General features: G+C 73.9%; 17 protein-coding genes. 4 read left to right on the top strand and 13 right to left on the bottom strand.

Annotated elements, in window-relative coordinates:
* Positions 1 to 25 precede the first annotated feature (25 nt).
* The 4 genes from IW256_RS06200 to eno all read right to left on the bottom strand — a co-directional run bounded on the left by IW256_RS06200 (position 26) and on the right by eno (position 3,397).
* A complete protein-coding gene (locus IW256_RS06200; RefSeq protein WP_197010037.1) occupies positions 26 to 952 on the bottom strand; it encodes a Ppx/GppA phosphatase family protein in 927 nt (308 codons plus the stop codon).
* On the bottom strand, positions 949 to 1,560 hold the full coding sequence (locus IW256_RS06195) for a DUF501 domain-containing protein (RefSeq protein ID WP_197010036.1): 612 nt from the start codon (positions 1,558 to 1,560) through the stop codon (positions 949 to 951). Before IW256_RS06195 ends, IW256_RS06200 begins: the two co-directional genes overlap by 4 nt.
* An 88-nt stretch (positions 1,561 to 1,648) precedes the next feature.
* Positions 1,649 to 2,107, bottom strand: coding sequence for a septum formation initiator family protein (locus IW256_RS06190; RefSeq protein ID WP_231403679.1), 459 nt, complete (start codon positions 2,105 to 2,107; stop codon positions 1,649 to 1,651).
* A gap of 6 nt (positions 2,108 to 2,113) precedes the next feature.
* Positions 2,114 to 3,397: a phosphopyruvate hydratase gene (gene eno / locus IW256_RS06185; protein ID WP_197010035.1), complete on the bottom strand. Its 1,284-nt coding sequence runs from the start codon at positions 3,395 to 3,397 to the stop codon at positions 2,114 to 2,116.
* A 234-nt stretch (positions 3,398 to 3,631) separates the two neighbouring features.
* On the opposite strand from eno, the gene IW256_RS06180 reads away from it, so the two are divergent.
* Both IW256_RS06180 and IW256_RS06175 read left to right on the top strand, forming a co-directional pair.
* Positions 3,632 to 4,591, top strand: coding sequence for a sulfite exporter TauE/SafE family protein (locus IW256_RS06180; RefSeq protein ID WP_197010034.1), 960 nt, complete (start codon positions 3,632 to 3,634; stop codon positions 4,589 to 4,591).
* Between the two features lie 81 nt (positions 4,592 to 4,672).
* A complete protein-coding gene (locus IW256_RS06175; protein WP_197010033.1) occupies positions 4,673 to 6,184 on the top strand; it encodes a sensor histidine kinase in 1,512 nt (503 codons plus the stop codon).
* On the opposite strand, the gene IW256_RS06170 is transcribed toward IW256_RS06175, so the two are convergent.
* The 9 genes from IW256_RS06170 to IW256_RS06130 all read right to left on the bottom strand — a co-directional run bounded on the left by IW256_RS06170 (position 6,181) and on the right by IW256_RS06130 (position 17,264).
* Positions 6,181 to 6,393, bottom strand: a complete 213-nt coding sequence (locus IW256_RS06170; RefSeq protein ID WP_197010032.1) for a hypothetical protein — start codon at positions 6,391 to 6,393, stop codon at positions 6,181 to 6,183. The two genes, IW256_RS06175 and IW256_RS06170, sit on opposite strands and share 4 nt — an antisense overlap.
* A gap of 55 nt (positions 6,394 to 6,448) precedes the next feature.
* Positions 6,449 to 7,417 (bottom strand): NADP-dependent oxidoreductase, encoded by a 969-nt coding sequence (locus tag IW256_RS06165; RefSeq protein WP_307828753.1) that lies wholly within the window; start codon positions 7,415 to 7,417, stop codon positions 6,449 to 6,451.
* A gap of 55 nt (positions 7,418 to 7,472) precedes the next feature.
* Entirely contained in the window at positions 7,473 to 9,971 is a 2,499-nt protein-coding gene (locus tag IW256_RS06160; RefSeq protein ID WP_197010031.1) for a penicillin-binding protein, read from the bottom strand.
* Between the two features lie 67 nt (positions 9,972 to 10,038).
* Entirely contained in the window at positions 10,039 to 11,091 is a 1,053-nt protein-coding gene (locus IW256_RS06155; RefSeq protein WP_197010030.1) for a nucleoside triphosphate pyrophosphohydrolase, read from the bottom strand.
* A 3-nt stretch (positions 11,092 to 11,094) separates the two neighbouring features.
* Entirely contained in the window at positions 11,095 to 11,715 is a 621-nt protein-coding gene (locus IW256_RS06150) for a SurA N-terminal domain-containing protein (protein ID WP_231403678.1), read from the bottom strand.
* 95 nt (positions 11,716 to 11,810) lie between these two features.
* Positions 11,811 to 15,386, bottom strand: coding sequence for a transcription-repair coupling factor (gene mfd / locus IW256_RS06145; RefSeq protein WP_197010028.1), 3,576 nt, complete (start codon positions 15,384 to 15,386; stop codon positions 11,811 to 11,813).
* Positions 15,387 to 15,592: 206 nt separating this feature from the next.
* Positions 15,593 to 16,069: an FAD synthase family protein gene (locus tag IW256_RS06140; protein ID WP_197010027.1), complete on the bottom strand. Its 477-nt coding sequence runs from the start codon at positions 16,067 to 16,069 to the stop codon at positions 15,593 to 15,595.
* Complete coding sequence (locus IW256_RS06135) at positions 16,066 to 16,836, bottom strand: CDP-alcohol phosphatidyltransferase family protein (protein ID WP_197010026.1); 771 nt, start codon at positions 16,834 to 16,836, stop codon at positions 16,066 to 16,068. The genes IW256_RS06140 and IW256_RS06135 overlap by 4 nt, the downstream gene beginning before the upstream one ends.
* Positions 16,833 to 17,264: an adenylyltransferase/cytidyltransferase family protein gene (locus IW256_RS06130; protein ID WP_197010025.1), complete on the bottom strand. Its 432-nt coding sequence runs from the start codon at positions 17,262 to 17,264 to the stop codon at positions 16,833 to 16,835. Before IW256_RS06130 ends, IW256_RS06135 begins: the two co-directional genes overlap by 4 nt.
* Before the next feature lie 344 nt (positions 17,265 to 17,608).
* On the opposite strand from IW256_RS06130, the gene IW256_RS40890 reads away from it, so the two are divergent.
* On the top strand, positions 17,609 to 18,646 hold the full coding sequence (locus IW256_RS40890; RefSeq protein ID WP_231403677.1) for a class I SAM-dependent methyltransferase: 1,038 nt from the start codon (positions 17,609 to 17,611) through the stop codon (positions 18,644 to 18,646).
* A gap of 136 nt (positions 18,647 to 18,782) precedes the next feature.
* On the top strand, positions 18,783 to 20,255 hold the full coding sequence (cysC, locus tag IW256_RS06120; protein ID WP_197010024.1) for an adenylyl-sulfate kinase: 1,473 nt from the start codon (positions 18,783 to 18,785) through the stop codon (positions 20,253 to 20,255).
* Positions 20,256 to 20,360 lie beyond the last annotated feature (105 nt).

The following is a 20,360-nucleotide window of genomic DNA, read 5'->3' as shown; positions in this document are numbered from 1 at the left end:
GTCTCGGCGGTCCGGCGGTCCGGCGTCAGACCAGGGACCAGGCGATGCCGTCGAGGATGTCGTGCTCGCTGACGACCACGGCGCCGAAGCCGTACTCGCGCATGATGCGGTCGAGGATGAGGGCGCCGGTGCCGATCACGTCGACCCGGCCGGGATGCATGACGCCGATCGCGGCCCGTTCCGCGCGGGTGGCGTGCAGCAGGTCGCGGGTCACCTCGTGCACCTGGGCGGCCATGATGCGCGACAGGTGGATCCGCGCCGGGTCGTACTCGGGCAGGTCCAGGGCGATCCCGGCGACGGTGGTCACCGACCCGGCCAGCCCCACCAGCGTGCGCGCCTCGTCCACCGGAACGCTCTCGCGGACCCGTGCCAGGGCGCCGTCGATGTCGGCCACGGCGGAGGTGATCTGCTCGGGCGAGGGCGGGTCGCCGTCGCGCAGGTGCCGTTCGGTCAGCCGCACGCAGCCGATGTCCACCGACACCGCGGCCTGGACCGACGAGCTGCCCAGCACGAACTCGGTGGAGCCGCCGCCGATGTCGACCACCAGGTAGGGGCGGGCGGGGCGCAGCGCGGCCAGCTCGCGGGTGGCGCCGGTGAACGACAGCGCCGCCTCCTCGTCCCCGGTGATCACCTCGGGCACCACGCCGAAGATCTCCACGACGCCCGCGACGAACTCGTCCCGGTTCTCGGCGTCCCGGGAGGCGCTGGTGGCGACCACCCGGGTCTTCTCGGCGCCGTGCCGGGCGATCAGTTCGGCGTACCCGCGCATCGCGGTGAACGTGCGCTCCAGCGCCTCGGGGGCCAGCCGCCCGGTCCGGTCGACGCCCTCCCCGAGCCGGACGATCTCCATCCGGCGCTCCACGTCGGTGAGCGTTCCGCCGGCGGTGTCGATGTCGGCGATCAGCAGGCGGACGGAGTTGGTCCCGCAGTCGACGGCGGCGACGCGAGTCATCGGGCCTCCTCGGTGGTGACGGCGGGGTCGGACGGGGGGTCGGGACGGGCACCGGGACGGGCTCCGGGCGCGTCGCCGGGTTCGGCGCCGCAGACAGAGGCGGAGGCGCAGGGGTTCGTCCGCCACCAGTCCGGCAGGGCCTCCAGGGCCTCCCGGCCGAACGGGTTGGCGCCGGGGACGGCGAGTTCGTGCGCGACCAGGGCGTGCAGGCACTTGACGCGTTCGGGCATGCCGCCCGCGCTCTGGGTGCCCGGCGGCAGCGGCTCGACGCCCTCCTCCCGCGCCGCCTCGTCCCGCCGGCGCAGGTAGTCCTCGTGGGCGGCGGCGTAGGCCGAGCGCAGCTCCGGGTCGGCCGCCAGCCGTTCCTGCATGCCGCGCATCACCCCCTGGCCCTCCAGCGTGCCGATGGCCGAGGCGGCCCTGGGGCAGGTGAGGTAGAAGAGCGTGGGGAACGGCGTGCCGTCGGGCAGCCGGGGCGCCGTCTCGATCACGGCCGGGGCGCCGCACGGGCAGCGGTAGGCCACCCGGCGCAGGCCGCGCGGCGGGCGGCCGATCTGGGCCGCGGTCGCGGCCTCGTCCTGAGCGGTCGGCCTCGGTTCGCTGCTCATGGCTCCTTCATCCAGCGCGGGACGGCACGGGCGGCACCGGGCTGCACGGGGCGGCGCGGTACGACCCGCTCCGCGCCGACCGGTGTGGTCAGCGCGGCTGGTCGGCGGCCTCCACCGATCGCCAGAGCGTCTCGTACCAGGGCGGCTTGGCCCGTGTCCCGGCGCGCTGCGGCTGCTGCCCGTCGCCCCCGCTGCCGTCGAGAACGATGTAGCACTTCACTCCCGGCTCGCAGTAATGGAGCCTTCGTGTCGCTTCACGCTTAATGTACGACTCCTCGCCCAGCCGCTGCTTGCGTTGGACGAGGTCGTCCACCTGCTTCCGCGCCACGCGCTCCTTCTGCTTCAGCTCGGCGATCTCCTGGCGCTGGGCGACGTACTCCCGCACCGGGTAGGCCAGGCTCAGCGCGATCGCGCAGACGACCACGGCCAGGATCGCGGCACGGCTGGTCAGCGCGGGATTGCCGCGGCGCGCGCCGCCTCCCGGGGAGTCGTCACGCGCTCCCCGGGAGGCGGCACGGCCGGTGCGGCCGTCTTCGCCCGCTGCCAATGCGGGTCAGCCCTCCCAGGTGAAACGGGGGAAGGCGGCGGCGCCGGCGTAGCGGGCCGCGTCGCCCAGCAGCTCCTCGATGCGCAGCAGCTGGTTGTACTTGGCCACCCGGTCGCTGCGGGCCGGGGCGCCGGTCTTGATCTGGCCGCAGTTGGTGGCCACCGCCAGGTCGGCGATGGTGGTGTCCTCGGTCTCGCCGGACCGGTGGCTCATCATGCAGCGGTAACCGCTGGTCTGCGCCAGGGTGACCGCGTCCAGGGTCTCGGTGAGGGTGCCGATCTGGTTGACCTTGACCAGCAGGGCGTTGGCGGTGCCGGAGCCGATGCCGCGGGCCAGCCGCTCGGGGTTGGTGACGAACAGGTCGTCGCCCACCAGCTGGACGCGGGACCCGACGGCGTCGGTCAGCGCCTTCCAGCCGTCCCAGTCCTCCTCGTCGAGCGGGTCCTCGATGGAGACCATCGGGTAGGCGTCCACCAGCTCGGCGTAGTAGGCGGCCATCTCCTCGGCCGAGCGCTTGGCGCCCTCGAACTCGTAGGACCCGCCGGAGTGGAACTCGGTGGCCGCGACGTCCAGCGCCAGGGCGATGTCGCGCCCGGGGGTGAAGCCGGCCCTGCGGACGGCCTCCAGGATGAGGTCGAGCGCCTCCCGGTTGCTCGGGAGGTCCGGGGCGAACCCGCCCTCGTCGCCGAGGCCGGTGTTCAGCCCCTTGCCCTTGAGCACGGACTTGAGCGCGTGGTAGGTCTCGGCGCCCCAGCGCAGCGCGTCGGAGAAGGTCGGCGCGCCGATCGGCGCGATCATGAACTCCTGGACGTCGACGTTGCTGTCGGCGTGCGCGCCGCCGTTGAGGATGTTCATCATCGGGACCGGCAGCAGGTGCGCGTTGGGGCCGCCCACGTACCGGAACAGCGGCAGCCCGGCTGACTCGGCGGCGGCCTTGGCCACGGCGAGGCTCACGCCCAGGATCGCGTTGGCGCCCAGCTCGGACTTGCCGGGCGTGCCGTCGAGGTCGAGCAGCAGCTGGTCGATCAGGCGCTGCTCGGAGGCCGGGTAGCCGACCAGGCGCTCGTCGATGGTGTCGTTGACGGCCTTGACCGCCTTCCGGACGCCCTTGCCGCCGTAGCGTTCGCCGCCGTCGCGCAGCTCGACGGCCTCGAACTGGCCGGTGGACGCGCCGCTCGGGACGGCGGCGTGCGCCTCGGTCCCGTCGGCGAGCAGCACCTCGACCTCGACGGTCGGGTTGCCGCGGGAGTCCAGGATCTCCCGGGCGAGGACGGCCTCGATCGACGACACGGGCATCTCCCTGTGGTGCGTGATGGTGCGCTGAACGGTCGGCATCCGAGCCTAGCCGCGCCGTCCCCCGGCCGCCCAACTGGCACGCCGTTCCCCGAAATCACCCCATAGGGGGCGGGCCCGTCCGATGGCCGGGGCGGGCCGTCGACTTGACGTGGGAGATGTCCAGCTTGTCTACTGACAAAGCAAAACAAACCTGTTTAGTAGGGATTACCCGTTCCGGGTGGTGAACCTGTGCGCAAACTCGTCCTGCTCGCCCTGGTCGGCCTGGGCGCCCAGCTCGTCGACGGCAGCCTCGGCATGGCCTACGGCGTGACCTCGACCACGCTGCTGCTGGCCATCGGCACCAATCCGGCCGCGGCCTCGGCCACCGTCCATCTGGCCGAGATCGGCACCACCCTGGTCTCGGGCGCCTCGCACTGGCGGTTCGGCAACGTCGACTGGCCGGTCGTCCTCAAGATCGGCATACCCGGCGCGGTGGGGGCGTTCGCCGGCGCCACCTTCCTGTCCGGCCTGTCCACCGAGACCGCCGCTCCGGTGATGGCCATCATCCTGCTGACCCTGGGCGTGTACATCCTGGTCCGGTTCACCGCGTTCGGGCTGCGCCGCGACCAGCTCGGCAAGCCGCTGCGCAAGCGCTTCCTCGGCCCCCTGGGCGTCGTCGCCGGGTTCGTCGACGCCACGGGCGGCGGCGGCTGGGGCCCGGTCGGCACCCCGGCCATCCTGGCCAGCGGACGCCTGGAGCCGCGCAAGACCGTCGGCTCGATCGACACCAGCGAGTTCCTGATCGCGGTCGCCGCCAGCCTGGGCTTCCTGGTCGGCATCGGCTCGGAGGACATCGACTTCGGCTGGGTCGCCGCGCTGCTGGCCGGCGGCGTGATCGCCGCCCCGATCGCGGCCTGGCTGGTACGGCACGTGCCGCCGCGGGTGCTCGGCAGCGCGGTGGGCGGGATCATCATCCTCACCAACACCCGCAGCCTGCTGCGCTCCGACTGGATCGACGCGCCCGACGGCGTCCGGTACGCCTTCTACGCCGTCATCTACGCGGTCTGGGCGGCGGCCCTGGCCTACTCCATCCGCAGGCACCTGGCCGAGCGCGAGGCGGAGCGGCCCGAACCCGGCGGCGCCCCGGCCGCCGCGGTCACCGGCGACACGCCGCCCGAGGCCGACAAGGCCGCGGCCCCCTCGGCCTGACCGGCCGGCACCGCCCGGGCGAGCCCACCTTTTGACCGTCCCCGGGGCTCGGCTTGACCTCGCGCGGGTACGCCTCCGCCGGTGAAGGGACGCGTCCGGAGATCCGCCACTCCCCTGACGGCGCCGACCATCCGGGTCCGCCTGACCGCCTGGGCGGTGCTGATATCCAGCCTCCTCGCACTCGCCGTCTTCGTCGCCGCCCTGGCGCTGATCCGCCAGGAGGAGGTCGCCAACCAGCGCACCGCGCTGGTCTACACCGGCCGCGAGGTGGCCGACGCCGTGCAGTACGGCCATCTCAGAGGGCGGCTCGTGCCCAAGGAGTACGTGCAGGTGGTCGACACGAACGGCAGGGTCGTGTCGGCCACCCGCACCATGGAGGGGTACCCGGTGGTGAACTTCACGCCGCCCGACCGCCCCGGGACCCGCAGCGACGGGCGCAGCTGCCGGATCGAGGCCCCCGGCGGGGAGTGCTTCCTGGTGAGCGCGTTCCGGGTCGGCACCGGCCCGGCACAGCGGATCGTCTACACCCTGGCACCCGACCCCGGGCTGGTCCCGCGCCCGGAGCTGGCCGCGCTGGTGGCGCTCGGGATACCGCTGATGGGCGCGCTGATGGGGTTCCTGACCTGGCAGGTCGTCGGGAACGCGCTCCGCCCGGTCGAGGCCGTCCGCGCCGAGCTGGACGAGATCACCGCCACCGACCTCGAACGCCGGGTGCCGGTCCCCGACCGCAACACCGAGGTCGCCCGGCTCGCCGAGAGCGTGAACGCCACGCTGGACCGGCTGGAGAGCGCGGTGGCCAGGCTGCGCGGGTTCGTGTCCGACGTCTCGCACGAGTTGCGCAGCCCGCTGACCGGGCTGCGGATGGAGCTGGAACTGGCGCTGTCGGACCCCCTGCCCGGCGACGCGCGCGAGACGCTGGAGGCCGTGCTGATCAACGCCGAGCGGCTGCACGCCGTCCTGGACGACCTGCTGGCCATCGCGCGGCTGGAGGCCAGCCCGGAGCTGCCCAGGGAGCGGGTGGACCTGCAGGCGCTGGCGGACCAGGAGGTGCTGCGCCGTCCCCGCCGCTCCCGTTTCACCGTCATGGGCGGCGAGCCGGTCATCGTCCACGGCGGGCGTTCGGAACTCGGGCGGCTGCTGACCAACCTGCTCGACAACGCCGACCGGCACGCCGCCGGCGCGGTGACCGTCAGCGTCCGCACCGAGCCGGGCCCGGTGCCCCGCCCCGGACGGCCCGGGCGGGAGACCCACGGGCGAGAGAACCACTGGCGGGAGGCCCACGGGCGGGAGGCCCACGGGCGGGAGGCCGCCGCGCACGCCGAGCCTTCCGGCTCCGCCGAACCCGCCGAGCCGCGGACCGCGGTCGTCGAGGTCTACGACGACGGCCCCGGCGTCGCGCCCGAAGACCGCGAGCGGGTCTTCGAACGCTTCACCCGCCTGGCGGAGGGACGGCACAGCGACGCCGGAGGCACCGGGCTGGGCCTGGCGATCTCCCGCGACATCGCCGAGGCGCACGGCGGCACGCTGGTCCTCACCGACCGCGCCGACGGCCGGCCGGGCGCCCGCCTGGTGCTGCGCCTGCCCGCAGGCTAGCCGGGCTCGCCCAGTTCCTCCCTGAGCTTCCGCCGCTCGTTCTCCAGCGCCTCGACCTGGGCGGCGTGCTCCTCCCTGGCCACCAGGTCCTGCCCCGCGTCCCCGTAGTCACGCGGCTCGTCGGTACGGTCGCCGAGCTCCCCGCGCAACGTCTCCAGCGTCTCCTCGATGTCGCGGAGCCGGGTCCGCTTCCGCTCGTCGTCGCTCATCGCCGCGCCCTCCTTCTTCCCGTCGTTCCGCCGCGGCCCGTACGCGCGGCCGCGGTCAGGGACGGATCACGGTCTTGCCCCGGGCCCTGCCCGCGCGGCTGCGCGCCAGCGCGGCGGGCGCGTCCTCCAGGGAGACCTCCTCGTCCACGTCGATCAGCATCTCCCCCGTGCCGAGCAGCTCAACCACGCGCTCCAGCAGTTCCGGCGTCGGAGGGTAGGAGATGTTGACGCCGCGCAGGCCGCGGGCCTCCAGCGCGTCCGGATCCACTCCCCAGACGGTGCTCACGTACACGCCGCCGGGACGCAGCAGCCCGGCCAGCCGCTCGGCCGCCGGGCGGTCACCGACCATGTCCAGGATCGCGTCCACGCCGTCGGGCCGGATCTCCCGCACCAGCGCGGCCGTGTCGCCGCGGGTGTGGTCGACCGTCTCGGCCGCGCCCAGCGTGCGCATCCGCTGCGCCATGTCCGGCCGGGCGGTGGCGATCACCATCGCGCCGCGTCGGCTCGCCAGCCGTACCACGGGCTGCCCGACCCCTCCGGTGGCGCCGATGACCAGCACGCTCTGCCCGCCCTCGATCCGGCCCTCCTCGACCACCGCCAGCGCCGTCATCCCCGCGGTCGGGACGGCGGCGGCCAGCGAGTAGAGCATGCCCTCGGGCATCCGCGCGACCACGTCGTCGGCCGCGGCGATCGTGTACTCGGCGTAGGTGCCCAGCCCCCGCGGCACCCCGAAGAACCGGCCGAACACCTGCTCGCCCACGCGGAACCGGGCGTCCTCGCCGACGGAGGCCACCACGCCCGCGCCGTCCAGGCCCAGGACCAGCGGGAACGAGTGCGGGACGGTGTCCTTGAGCATGCCGTCGGCGATCTTCCAGTCCACCGGATTGAGCCCCGCGGCGACGATCTTGACCAGCGCCTCGCCCGGCCCGGGCTCGGGCACCGGCAGGTTCATCCGCACCGGCGTGGCACCGAATTCCGAGATGGCGATGGCCCGCATGACGTCCCCGTTTTCCCCCGTGTTCACCCGCTGGGGGATCTACCCAGCGGCGGAACCGTCACACAACCAGGGTGATCACCGCTCATCCGCCGGGCCGGGGCCGCTGCGGGCCGGGCGGCACCAGCGGTGGCAGCGGCGGCCGCGTCACCGGAGTGCCGCCGTTCCCGGGATCCGGCTCCGGCGTGGAACCGGGCTCCTCGCCGGGCTCGTCCCCGCCGCCCTCGCTGGGACGCAGGGTGACGGTGGTGCCCGGCTCGGCCCGGCCGGGTCCGGGCGTCATCTCGGCCACGGTCCCCCGCGGGTACTCGGCGGAGGGGACGGCGCCGCCCACGCGGACCTGGAACCCGGCGGCGCGGAGGCGGGCGGTGGCCTCCCGCACCGGCATGCCCCGGACGTCGGGGAGATCGACCCTGTCCTCGCCGGAGCCCTTGCTGAAGTAGCGGCCCGGCGCCCGGTGGAACCCCGTGGCCGGACGTCCCGCCAGCGCCCCGACCATGCTGTCCCGCCAGATCGGCGCCGGGATGGTCGCGCCGAAGACCGGCCCGTAGCAGCGGCCGTCCATGCACACGTTCGTCATCGGGTAGCGGTAGCCGCCGCGCGGGTCGCCGACCCAGACGGCGGCGGCCAGGTCCGGGGTGTAACCGGCGAACCAGGCGGCCGAGAAGTCGTCCACCGTGCCGGTCTTGCCCGCGGCGGGACGGCCGAGCCCCATCCCGCGCGCGGTGCCCTTGGTGAGCACCCCGCGCAGCACGTGGTTGACGGCGTCCGCCACGCCCTTGTCGATCGCCTGCCGGCAGCGGGCGCCGGGGACCCGCAGCCGCCGCCCGGAGGCGTCGGTGATCTGCTTGATCGCGATCGGCTCGCAGTAGCGGCCGCGGGCTCCGAACGCGGCGTACGCGGCGGCCAGCCGGAGCGGCGAGACCTGGTCGGCCCCCAGCGTGAACGAGGGGAACTGGCTCATCGGCTTGCCGTCGGCCCGGCGCATGCCCAGCCGCTCGGCCATCTTCACCGTCTCGCACAGGCCGACCTCGCGCTCCAGCGCGAGGAAGAAGGTGTTCACCGAATGGTGGGTGCCGGTGACCAGGCTGAAGGTCCGCCCGCCCTCGCCGTCGGCGGAGTTGCGCAGCGTCGTGGTGCTGTTGACCGGACGGCCCCGGCAGTCGCGGAAACCGGTGGGGACGAACCCGCGCGGCGCCATCAGCCGGGTGCCGAACGGCATGTCGTCCTCCAGCGCGGCGGCCAGGGTGAACGCCTTGAACGTCGACCCGGCCTGCATGCCGATGCTGGAGCCGTGGCCGGCGTCGGCGGCGAAGTTGATCCAGGTCTTGCCGCGCTCGCGGTCCGAGCCCAGCCGGCGGCCCACCACCAGCCCCTTGATCTCGCCGGTGCCCGGCTCGACCAGCGCCTCGGCGGCGGCCTTGCGGGCGGAGTTCTTGCGCGGCACGTGCCGGTCGACCGCGCGCTGCGCCGCCCGCTGGGTCTGCCGGTCCAGGGTGGTGCGGATGGTCAGGCCGCCGCGCTTGAGCAGCCGCTCGCGCTCCTTGCGCGTCGCGCCGAACACCGGGTTGGTGAGGATCTCGCGCTGCACGTAGTCGCAGAAGAACGGGGCGAAGCTGGTGACGCAGCCGTTCGGCGTGTTGTGGACGCGCAGCCCGAGGGGCCGCCGCAGCGCGGCGTCCGCCTCCGCCCGGGTGATCCAGCCCAGCTCGGCCATCCGGCCGAGGACGACGTCCCGGCGCGCCCGGGCGGCGGCGGGACGGCGGACGGGGTCGTAGGCGTAGGGGTAGCGGATCACCCCGGCCAGCAGCGCGGCCTCCGGCAGCGTGAGGCGGGAGGCGGGCTTGGAGAAGAAGTGCCGCGCCGCCGACTCGATGCCGTACGCGCCGCCGCCGAAATAGGCGATGTTGAGGTAGCGGGCGAGGATCTCGTCCTTGGAGAGGCGCCGTTCCAGCGCGACCGCGTACCGCAGCTCGCGGATCTTGCGCGCGGCGCTGACCTCCTTGGCGGCGAGCTGCTCCTCCTCCGACTCGGCCTGGGTGAACAGCAGGTTCTTCACGTACTGCTGGGTGATGCCGGAACCGCCCTGGGTGACCTCGCCGGAACCGAGGTTGCTGACCAGCGCCCGCAGCGTGCCCTGGGAGTCCAGCGCGCCGTGCTCGTAGAACCGGCTGTCCTCGATGGCCAGGACCGCGCGGCGGACCACCGGGGCCACCTGGTCGAGCCGGACGTCCACCCGGTTCTCGTAGTAGAACGTGGCGAGCGTGGAGCCGTCGGCGGCCAGGATCCGGGAACGCTGCGGGACCCCGCCGGTGTCCAGCCCCTCCGGCTCGCTCTGGAACCAGTCGGCCGCGTCGCGGGCGCCGACCCCGGCCGTGCACGCGACCGGCAGGATGATCAGGGCGACCAGCACCCCGGCCAGGACGCCGAAGCCGCCCAGCCCGCGGAGCGCCCGGGTCCGGCCCCCGGCCGGAGGTCCTTCCCCGGCCGCACGCCAGATCCCCGTCCCGCCGGGGCCGGCGTCCGGACGGCGTTCTCGCGGCGAGGACGGATCCCCGGCGCGCTCACCAGCCTCAGGCAGCACGCGATCAGCGTAGACAAGCCGCCCCCGCCGGACCACCCCTAGCAGGGTGTCACGGACGATTCCCCGGCTATGGGGCGTTCCCCTCCCGCTCCCAGGTCTTGACACGATCACGGAATACCCTGGAGATCGCGCGCAACTCCGCCTCCGGGTCCACACCCTCGTCCCGCGCCCGCCTGACCAGCTCGAACAGCCGCTCGCCGATGCCGTCCCCGGCGGGAGCCAGGTCCGCGGGCGCGCCGGCGCGGGCGGCGCGGCGCTGGAGCTGGGCGGCCAGGGAGAGCGCGGGCTGCCCCATCGGCACCCCGTCCAGCACCGACGCCTCGTCGCCGTTCCTGGCCGCCCGCTCCGCCGCCTTGATCTCCTCCCAGTTGGCGTTCACCTCGTCCGCGCCGCCGACGGTGACCTCGCCGAACACATGCGGATGCCGCCTGACCAGCTTGTCGACGATCCCGGCCGCCACGTCGTCGATGGTGAACGCGGTCTCGTCGGTGCGCTCGGAGGCCACCACCGAATGGAAGGCCACCTGCATCAGCACGTCGCCCAGCTCCTCGCGCAGCGCGCCCAGGTCGCCCTCCTCGATCGTCTCGGCGACCTCGTAGGACTCCTCCAGCAGGTAGCGGACCAGGGACGCGTGGGTCTGCTCGGCGTCCCAGGGGCACTCGCGGCGCAGCGTGTCCATCACCGAGACCAGGTCGAGGAGCCGCGCGCCGGGCAGGTCGTAGGAGCCGTGCAGCACCTCGATGTCCAGCGGGTCGCCCACGGCGATCCGCCCGATCTCGCGCATCAGCGGCTCGTCGCCGTCCGGCGCCGCCAGCCACACGATCCGTTCGGCGCGGGCGGCGTCCACCAGCTCGGCCGCGGCGGGCTCGGTGACCTCGACCTGGACGCCCGCGTCCAGAACGTACGGCAGCAGCGGGTGGTCCCCGGAACCGGCCAGCACCCGGCCCGCCGACCGCAGCGTCTCCCACGCCCGCCAGGTCAGCAGGCCCGGCGCCACCCGGTGCGTGGTGGCGAGCAGGATCAGCGCCGGCTTGCCGCCCGGCCCCTTGGGGGCGCGGCCCGCGCCCTTACGGGACGGCTTCGATGACTTCGGGGACTTCGAGGACGGCTTGGGAGTCATGGATCAGCGGATACCAGATTCGGTGGCGGACAGGGTGAAGGCGACCGGGGTCAGCCCGACCTGGGCCGGGTCGAAACCGCCGAACCGCGGGTTGATCGTGATCCGCATGCCCCGCGCGGCCGTCACGAACAGGTTCTTGGTCTGCTCCTGCGCGGCGGCGCTCTGCGGGCTTCCCGGCTGGGCGTTCCCCGCGAACCGCTGCGCGGCCAGCGTCTGCACGGCGAAGAACCGGGCCAGGTCACGGGTGTAGCGGGCGGGCAGCCCGTAGGCCCGGGTGGCGGACGCGGCGCCGGCCTGCCGGTCCAGGGCCGCCACCACCTCGTCGACCTGCCCCTCCGACACCGGGAGGCCGTTGCGCTCGGCGACCTCGCCGGCGACCCGGAACTTCACCAGCCAGTCCAGGGCCTCGCGCAGGTCGGAGTCCCACAGCTGGTCCGAGCCCAGCCGCTGGCGGATGAGATTGGCCCTCTCGTCGGCCCTGAACTCGCGCTGCCAGTCCTGGACCGCCCGGTCGAGGGTGGACAGCTCGATGCGGTCGTCATCGACGACGGCGGCGGTGCCCACCTTCACCGGACCTCCGCCGCAGCCCGCCAGCGCGGCGGCGGCCACGGCGGCGGCGGCCATGACCTTCATCGTTCTACCGAACACGGATCCCCATCTCGTCGGTACGTCGTCACACGAGCGTCGATCATGCGGAGCAGATCATGCGGAGCGCCAGCTTAGGCCGGGGTCCCGCGGGAGGCACCCGCGGGCTCCAGGAACAGGGCCTCCACCAGGTCGGTCGCCCATCTCAGCAGCTCCTGGTCGCGCAGCGGGCGGCCGCCCAGCGGCGCCGTCTTGGGCGTGGGCACCAGCAGCGTCCGCACGTTCTGCTTCAGCACGCTCTTCGGGTAGAGCCGCTGCAGCCGCACCTGGCGCGAGTCGGGCAGGTCCACCGGCGCGAACTTCACGAAGTTGCCCTGGACGCCGACCTCGGTGAGCCCCGCCTTCCGGGCCCGGGCGCGGAACCGCGCGACCTCCAGCAGGTTGAGCACCGGCACCGGCGGCGGCCCGAACCGGTCCTTCAGCTCGTCGTGCACCGCGCCGATCTCCTCGTCGGAGGTGATGGCGGCGATCCTGCGGTAGGCGTCCAGCCGCAGCCGCTCACCCGGCACGTACTCGTGCGGCAGGTGCGCGTCCACCGGCAGCTCGACCTTGGTCTCGGGCATCTCGGGGACGCCCTCCTCCTTCAGCTCCCGCACCGCCTCGCCGACCATCCGCACGTACAGGTCGAAGCCGACCCCCGCGACGTGTCCGGACTGCTCGGCGCCCAGGATGTTGCCGGCGCCGCGGATCTCCAGGTCCTTCATCGCCACGTACATGCCCGCGCCCATCTCGGTGTGCTGGGCGAGGGTGGCCAGCCGCTCGTGCGCGGTCTCCGTCAGTGGCGCCTCCGGCGGGTACAGGAAGTAGGCGTAGGCCCGTTCCCTGCCCCGGCCGACCCGGCCGCGCAGCTGGTGCAGCTGCGACAGGCCGTACATGTCGGCGCGGTCCACGATCAGCGTGTTGGCGTTGGGCACGTCCAGACCCGACTCCACGATGGTGGTCGCGACCAGGACGTCGTAGTTCTTCTCCCAGAAGTCGACCATGACCTTCTCGAGCTCCTGCTCGTTCATCTGGCCGTGCGCGGTCGCGATCCGCGCCTCCGGGACGAGCTGCTTGAGGTTGGCGGCGACCTTGTTGATGGAGCGGACCCGGTTGTGCACGAAGAACACCTGGCCCTCGCGCAGCAGCTCGCGGCGGATCGCCGCGGCGATCTGCTTCTCCTCGTACGGCCCGACGAAGGTCAGGATCGGGTGCCGCTCCTCGGGCGGGGTCAGGATGGTGGACATCTCCCGGATGCCGGTGAGGCCCATCTCCAGCGTCCGCGGGATCGGGGTGGCCGACATCGCCAGCACGTCCACCTGCGTCCGGAGCCGCTTGAGCTCCTCCTTGTGCTCGACGCCGAACCGCTGCTCCTCGTCGATGACGACCAGGCCCAGGTCCTTGAAGCGGGTCTGCGCGGACAGGATCCGGTGCGTGCCCACCACCACGTCCACGGCGCCGTCGGCCAGCCCGCGCAGCGTCTCCTCGATCTCCCGGTCGGTCTGGAACCGGCTGATCGGCTTCACCACCACCGGGAACGCGCCGAAGCGCTCGGAGAACGTGGACAGGTGCTGCTGGACCAGCAGCGTCGTCGGCACCAGCACCGCGACCTGGCGGCCGTCCTGCACGGCCTTGAACGCCGCGCGGACCGCGATCTCGGTCTTGCCGTACCCGACGTCGCCGCAGATCAGCCGGTCCATCGGCACCGGCTTCTCCATGTCGCCCTTGACCTCGTCGATGGCGGCGAGCTGGTCGGGCGTCTCCACGTACGGGAAGGCGTCCTCCAGCTCCCGCTGCCACGGGGTGTCCCTGCCGAAGGCGTGGCCGGGGCTGGCCATCCGCGCCGAGTACAGCCGGATCAGCTCCCCGGCGATCTGCTTGACCGCCTTGCGCGCCCGGGACTTGGCCTTCTGCCACTCGGCGCCGCCGAGCCGGTGCAGGCTGGGGGCCTCCCCGCCCACGTACCGGGTGAGCTCTTCGAGCTGGTCGGTCGGCACGAACAGCCGGTCGCCCCGGGCGTACTCCAGGATGAGGTACTCGCGGGTGGCGCCCTGCACCGTGCGGCTGACCATCTCCACGTAGCGGCCGACACCGTGCTGCTCGTGCACGACGTAGTCGCCCGTCCGCAGCTGGAGCGGGTCGACGCCGCCCCGCCGCCGCGACGGCATCCGCCGCATGTCCTTGGTGGAGGACTTCTGCCCGGACAGGTCGGCCTCGGTGAGCACCGCGAGCTTGACGCTCTCCCAGGTGAAGCCGTTCTCCAGCAGGCCCGTGGAGACGTTGACCAGCGCGGGCCGGGGCGGCTCGGCCAGATCGGTCAGCACGGCGCCCAGCCCCTCCTCCCCGACGAGCTGGACGAGCCGTTCGGCGGGGCCGTGGCCGGGCGTGACCAGCGCGACCCGCCAGCCGCCGTCGACCCACCGCTTGAGGTCGCCCATGACGCGGGCGGTGTCGCCGCGGTACGCCTCGGCGGCGTGCACCCCGAGATCGAGCACCACGCCCGCGGCGTCCTCCTGGGGCGGCGCCTCCCCGGCGGCGGAGAGGGGGTTCAGTGCGGTCACCGTCCAGCGGGTCAGCCCCAGGGCGGTGCTGTGCTCCCGTACCTCCTCCAGGGTGCGGAACGCGGCGGCGCCCAGGTCGATCGGGGCCTCCCCGCCCGCCGCCGCGGTGACCCAGCTCGCCTCCAGGAACTCCTGGCTGGTGCGGACCAGCTCGACCGCCCGGGTACGGATCCGCTCCGGCTCGCACACCAGCAGCGCCGACCCCTCGGGCAGCAGGTCGGTGACCAGCTCCATGCTCTCGGCGAGGACGGGCGAGAACGCCTCCATGCCCTCGACGGTGTCGCCGTCGGCGATCCGGGTGAGGATCTCCTCCAGCGCGGGGTGCCGCGCGGCGAGTTCCCTGGCCCGCTCGCGGACCTCGGGCGTCAGGGGCAGCTCGCGGCACGGCGGCGCCCACAGCCCGTCCTGGGCGACCTCCAGGGAGCGCTGGTCGGCGGCCTTGAAGTAGCGGATCTCCTCGACCGTGTCGCCCCAGAACTCCACCCGCAGCGGATGCTCCTCGGTGGGCGGGAAGACGTCGAGGATCCCGCCGCGCACCGCGATCTCGCCGCGCTTCTCCACCAGGTCGACGCGGTGGTAGCCGGCGTCGACCAGGCGGTGGACGGTCTCGTCCAGGTCGGCGTCCTCGCCGCCGCGCAGCCGTACCGGCTCCAGGTCGGCCAGCCCCGACACGATCGGCTGCAGCACGGCCCGGATCGGGGTGACCACCACCTCGAGCCGGCCGGACCTGCCCGCCCCGTCTCCCCCGCCGTCCGCGGCGCCGTCCCCGGCCTCGGGGTGGGCCAGGCGGCGCAGCACCGCCAGCCGCTGGCCGACGGTGTCCGAACGCGGCGAGAGCTTCTCGTGCGGCAGGGTCTCCCACGCCGGGAAGTGCGCCACGCGGCCGGGGGCCAGCAGGCTGGTCAGGGCGGCGGCCAGGTCCTCGGCCTCGCGGCCCGTCGCGGTCACCGCGAGCACGACGCCGTCGCCGGTGGTACGGCTCAGCGCCGCGGCCACGATCGGCCACAGCGAGGGCGGGGCGACCACGTCGTGGTCCACCCGTGCCCGTGTGAGGGCGCGCTCCAGTTCAGGGTCCGTGCACGCCAGATCAACAAGTCCAGAAAGCGTCATCTTCGCCCGCTACTCATTCCCCGCCGGGCGGGCGCCCCGTCCAGGCGCGAGGCAGCCCGAATGACCGATGATCCCCAGCGGACCCCGGTGCCGGTACCAGACTACGCGCACCTCGCACACCTCGCGTGACCGGCGTCGCGACCCCCGTCCGGCGGCGGGAGCCCGTGATCGGCGCCCGTGATCGGCCTGTGATCGGGCGCCCGTGATCAGGAGCCGGTGATCAGGCGGCGCAGGGCGGTGCTGGAGGTGTGGACCGTGTACGGGAAGTAGACGACCCGGACGCCCACGGCGCCGAGATCGGCCTCCAGGCGGTCGCCCTTCTCGGTGCCCTTCCAGTCGTCGCCCTTGAACAGCACGTCGAACCCCAGCCGCCGCCACATGACCAGCTTGTCGCTGGAGACGTCGGTGACGACCTCGTCCACGCAGTCCATGCTGCCGACGATCTGCAGCCGCTCGGCCAGCGGGACGATCGGGGGCCGCCCCTTGGCCCTCTCCAGCACCTCGTCGGTGACCACCCCGGCGATGAGGTGGTCGCACCCCAGCCGGGCCCGCTTGAGGATGTTGAGGTGCCCGATGTGGAACATGTCGTAGGCGCCCGGCACGTACCCCACCACGCGGGCCGTTCCAGGCTCCGCCGCAGGGGCCTCGGCGGGCTCTCCCGCGGAACCTCCGGTGCGGCTCATCGCACGACCGCCTGCCGCCGGGCGGCGGGCGCCGCGTCCAGGGCGCCCACCTCGCGGTACCACTTCACCGAGGCGGCGAGCAGGAAGAGCAGGTTGCCCAGGAAGATCAGCCCGTACAGCGGCACGAAGACCGCCGGGAAGCCGAAGGCCAGGAACGCCACGCACAGCAGCCCGTAGTCGGTGGGGATCACCAGCAGCGACCGGAGCGTGGACGGGGCGGCGGCGGCCGGCGCGGGCTCGCCCGTCGCGGCCCGGTGGGCGCGGGCCAGCAGGTCCTTGAGGATCATCCCGAAGAACATCACCGCGGCGACCACCGTGAAACCGACGGGGACCAGCAGGTACGCGGCCCGCTCCAGGTCGGCGAAGCGGTACCAGGACACCAGCACGGCCAGGTGCAGCGCGGAGATCTTGGCGCTGTCGACCATGTGGTCCAGGTACTCGCCGGACTTCGAGCCGCCGCCGCGCAGCCGGGCCAGCTGCCCGTCCGCCGCGTCGAAGGCGTAACCGGCGACCAGCGCCAGGCACACCGCGGCGCCCAGCCAGGGCGCCGGGTCGACCAGCGCGATGAGCGCGATGCCGGTGAAGGTGAACGCGGCGCTGATCGCGGTGACCTGGTTGGGCGTCAGCCCGATCACGTACGCCACCGCGGCCAGGAGCCGGCCCAGCTTGCGGTTGACGAACCGCGAGTAGGCGGGGGCGCCCTTGGCGGTCTTCTGCGCGGAGGCGAGCCGGGCCAGCGCGTCACGGAAGCCTGCGGGGCCGCTCACGCGACCGACGTCCTCGGGCCGGAGCCGAGCAGCGCGTCGCGCAGGACGGGGCTGCCGGTCTCGGCCAGTCCGGTGAAGTGCGTCACAGGCACGCCGGTGCCGGCCAGGTCGCGTTCGGCGTCCTCGCCCCCGAGGCAGTCGGGGCAGCCGGTGAAGACCCGGTGGAAGCCCAGCGAACGCCACGCGCCGCGCAGGTCGGCGGTCTCCAGCGGGACCGCCTCGGCGACCTGCCGGACATGCCCGACGATCTCCATGCGCTCGATCAGCGGGACGACCGGGCGGGCGCCCCACAGCCCCTCGGCCAGCTCGTCGGTGAGCACGCCCACCACCAGCCGGTCGCACTCGGCCCCCGCGCGGCGCAGCAGGTCGAGATGCCCGACGTGGAACAGGTCGAAGACTCCGGGCGAGTAGCCGACCACCCCGTGCATGCATCCCCCTGAAAGCGAGCCAAGGCCGGACATACCTGTGAATCAGGCGTACGTTAGCAGCTCCGCGAGCCCCCTGACGTGCCACTCAACGTCTCCAAGGGGTATCGGGCGGTTCCATGGCCAATACCGGAAAGACCATGGCCCGCGGGCGACACGTCCCTCGCCGAGACGGGACAAATAGCGGACAGTCCGCAGTCGGGCGATTACTCTGCGAGTCGTGAACGTCAGATACCGCGATTCTCGTCCTGGCCGTGAGCGGCCGGCACGGCGGGCCCGGGCCCGTGCCGGTGCCCGCGCCGCCGCCGGGGAGGCGACGGGCGCGTGCTAGGGGGAAGGCGGCCCGCATGACCAGCTCGACCAAGGGCATCCCGCACCACGCCGTGGAGCGGCACGCGGGCGAGTTCCGGCCGCCTCCGACAGAGGTCGGCGACCTGTTCTCGGCCCGTGCCCGCCAGTACGCCCACGACCGGCCGCTCCAGCACATCCACGTCCTGGAGGCCGGATGCGGCTGGGGCCGGGGGCTGGACATGGGCACCCGCGAGCACCACGCCACCGGGGTCGATCTCGACGCCCCGGCGCTGCGCTCGCACACCCGCGAGCGCTCCGACCTGGACGCCTGGCACCTCGGCGACCTGCGCACGGTTCCCATGCCCCCGCGCGCCTACGACATCGTGCACGCGCCGTTCCTGATCGAGCGCGCACCCCACGCCGAACTGGTGCTGGACCGCTTCGTCGCCGCGCTGAAGCCCGGCGGCCTGCTGCTGGTGCGGCTGCGCGACCGCAACACCGCGTTCGGATTCCTCGACCGGAGGCTGCCTCGCTGGATGCGCCGGCGGATGTGGCGCGGGCTCGGGCAGCCCGGCGAGCGTCCGGGGGGCGCCGCCCACCCGTCCGGCGAGGCGCGGAGGGCCGGGGCACAGCAGCGTGGGGGCGTACGGGGCGCGCCCGCCAGGGACGGCACGGGCACCGCCGCCGCAAAGCCGGGCGCCAAGCCGGGCACGACCGCGGCCACGAAGCCGGGCACGAAGGCGGGCACGGAGCCGGCCGCGGGCACGGCCACGAAGGACCCGGTCACCGAGGCCCCCGGCGGCCCGCGACCGGAACCGGCCGCGGCGCCCCACGCCGCGCCGCCGCCTCCGGCGATCTACGAGCGGGTGGCCTCCCGGCAGGGCATGCGCTGGTACTGCGTGATGCGGGGGCTGGTGATCGCCGAGGAGTACACCTCGCGCGAGGGCCTCGACGCGCTCGGTGCCGGGGCCTCCCCGGTGGGGGCGCTGTGCCGCCTGGTGGCGCTGCTCAGCAGGGGGCGGCTGACCGCCGAGCACAGCGAGGTGACCCTGGTGATCCGTAAGCCGGAGAACCGGTTCGCCCGCGTCATCTGAACCCCGCCGAGATCATCCGACCGCGCCACCGCCGTGCCGAGGTGCGAGCAGCCCGGTGCGCTCGGTATTTTTCTGCGGAAACCCCTGTTGACCTGGATCAGCCCGGTATCCACCCCGGGCGAGATCGGAGACTGCGGTGACCGCCGAGCCCGGCCTGCCCGACACGCTGCGCGACCTGCCCGCATGGACCCCGGACGCGATCGAGCTCGCGGATCTGGAGCTCCTGCTGGCCGGCGTGTACCGCCCGCTGGCCGGGTTCCTCGGGTCGTTCGACACCGCCATGGTGATCGGGGGCGGGCGGCTGGCGGACGGCACGCCCTGGCCGGTCCCGGTCACCCTCGCCGTCCCCAAGGACCTCACCGGGCACGACCGCGTGGTCCTGCAGGACCCTGAGGGCGTGCCGCTGGCGGTCCTGGACGTCGCCGAGACCTGGCAGGACCCGACCTCCCAGGGGTGGCGCCTGGCGGGGCCCCTGGAGCCCTTGCGCGCGCCCGCCCACGGACCGTTCCATCGGCTGCGCCGCCGCCCGGACCAGATCGAGCCGCACGAGGGCGCGGTGCTGGCCGTGGCGACCCGCGAGCCGCTGCACCGCAAGCAGCTCGGCCAGCTGCGCCAGGTCGCCGAGCAGCTGGACGCCGGGGTGCTGGTCCTGCCGCTGCTCGGCGGCCGGTACGACGAGGCGCTGGTGAGGGCGCTGCTGGCGGTCCGCAAGGAGCTGCCGGAGGGCAGCCGGGTGATCCCGGTGCCGCTGCCGCGGCGGGACGGCGACGAGCGCCGCGACGTCCTGCTGCGCTCGCACGTGGCGGCGGCCTACGGCGCCACCCACCTGCTGTCCGAGGAGGAGGTCGAGGGCACGGCGATCCCCGTCGCGGTGCCCGAGCCGTGGGCCTACGACGCCGACGTCGAGGTGTGGCGGCCGGTGGCGCGGATCGAGCCCGACCACGTGCAGGCGGAGCTGACCCGCGAGCGGCTGGAGGAGCTGCTGGACCGGGGCGAGCCGATCCCCGACTGGTTCACCCCGCCCGCCGTGGCCGCGGAGCTGGCGGTGGCCCGCCCGCCCAAGCACGAGCGCGGTCTCACCGTGTTCTTCACCGGACTGTCGGGGTCCGGGAAGTCGACGGTCGCCCGCGGCCTGGCCGACGCCCTGGTCGAGCGGGGCGGCCGGACCGTGTCCCTGCTGGACGGGGACGTGGTGCGGCGGCTGCTGTCGGCCGGGCTGACCTTCTCCAGGGCCGACCGTGACCTCAACATCCGCCGGATCGGCTACGTGGCCTCCGAGATCACCCGGCACGGCGGGGTGGCCGTCTGCGCCCCGATCGCCCCGTACGCGGCGAGCCGCGCCGAGGTCCGCCGCATGGTGACGGCCGCCGGCGGCTTCGTGCTGGTCCACGTCGCCACCCCGCTGGAGGAGTGCGAGCGGCGCGACCGCAAGGGCCTGTACGCCAAGGCGCGTGCGGGCCTCATTCCCGAGTTCACCGGGATCTCCGACCCGTACGAGGAGCCGGACGACGCCGACCTGGTGCTGGACACCTCGGCGATGACCCCGGACGAGGCCGTGGCGCGGGTCCTGGACCTGCTGGTGGCAGGGGGCTGGGTCCGGGGCGGGTGAGCCCTGGGTGACTCCCAGGTGGTTAGCAGGGGGTGGCCTCCGAGGTCACCCCCCGCTTCTCCCCGGCCTCCGGGGCAGGACCTACCATTGGCGGAGTTTTCCATT

The organism is Actinomadura viridis (genome assembly GCF_015751755.1).
Classification (GTDB): domain Bacteria; phylum Actinomycetota; class Actinomycetes; order Streptosporangiales; family Streptosporangiaceae; genus Spirillospora; species Spirillospora viridis.
Note: the sequence above shows the minus strand (reverse complement) of the source record. Positions and strands in the feature narration are given on the sequence as shown.

Coding starts and splice junctions, on each gene's coding strand:
- IW256_RS06200 (WP_197010037.1), bottom strand. CDS start 952: ATGACTCGCGTCGCCGCCGTCGACTGCGGGACCAACTCCGTCCGCCTG.
- IW256_RS06195 (WP_197010036.1), bottom strand. CDS start 1,560: ATGAGCAGCGAACCGAGGCCGACCGCTCAGGACGAGGCCGCGACCGCG.
- IW256_RS06170 (WP_197010032.1), bottom strand. CDS start 6,393: ATGAGCGACGACGAGCGGAAGCGGACCCGGCTCCGCGACATCGAGGAG.
- IW256_RS06155 (WP_197010030.1), bottom strand. CDS start 11,091: ATGACTCCCAAGCCGTCCTCGAAGTCCCCGAAGTCATCGAAGCCGTCC.
- IW256_RS06150 (WP_231403678.1), bottom strand. CDS start 11,715: ATGGCCGCCGCCGCCGTGGCCGCCGCCGCGCTGGCGGGCTGCGGCGGA.
- mfd (WP_197010028.1), bottom strand. CDS start 15,386: ATGACGCTTTCTGGACTTGTTGATCTGGCGTGCACGGACCCTGAACTG.
- IW256_RS06140 (WP_197010027.1), bottom strand. CDS start 16,069: ATGAGCCGCACCGGAGGTTCCGCGGGAGAGCCCGCCGAGGCCCCTGCG.
- IW256_RS06130 (WP_197010025.1), bottom strand. CDS start 17,264: ATGCACGGGGTGGTCGGCTACTCGCCCGGAGTCTTCGACCTGTTCCAC.
- IW256_RS40890 (WP_231403677.1), top strand. CDS start 17,609: ATGACCAGCTCGACCAAGGGCATCCCGCACCACGCCGTGGAGCGGCAC.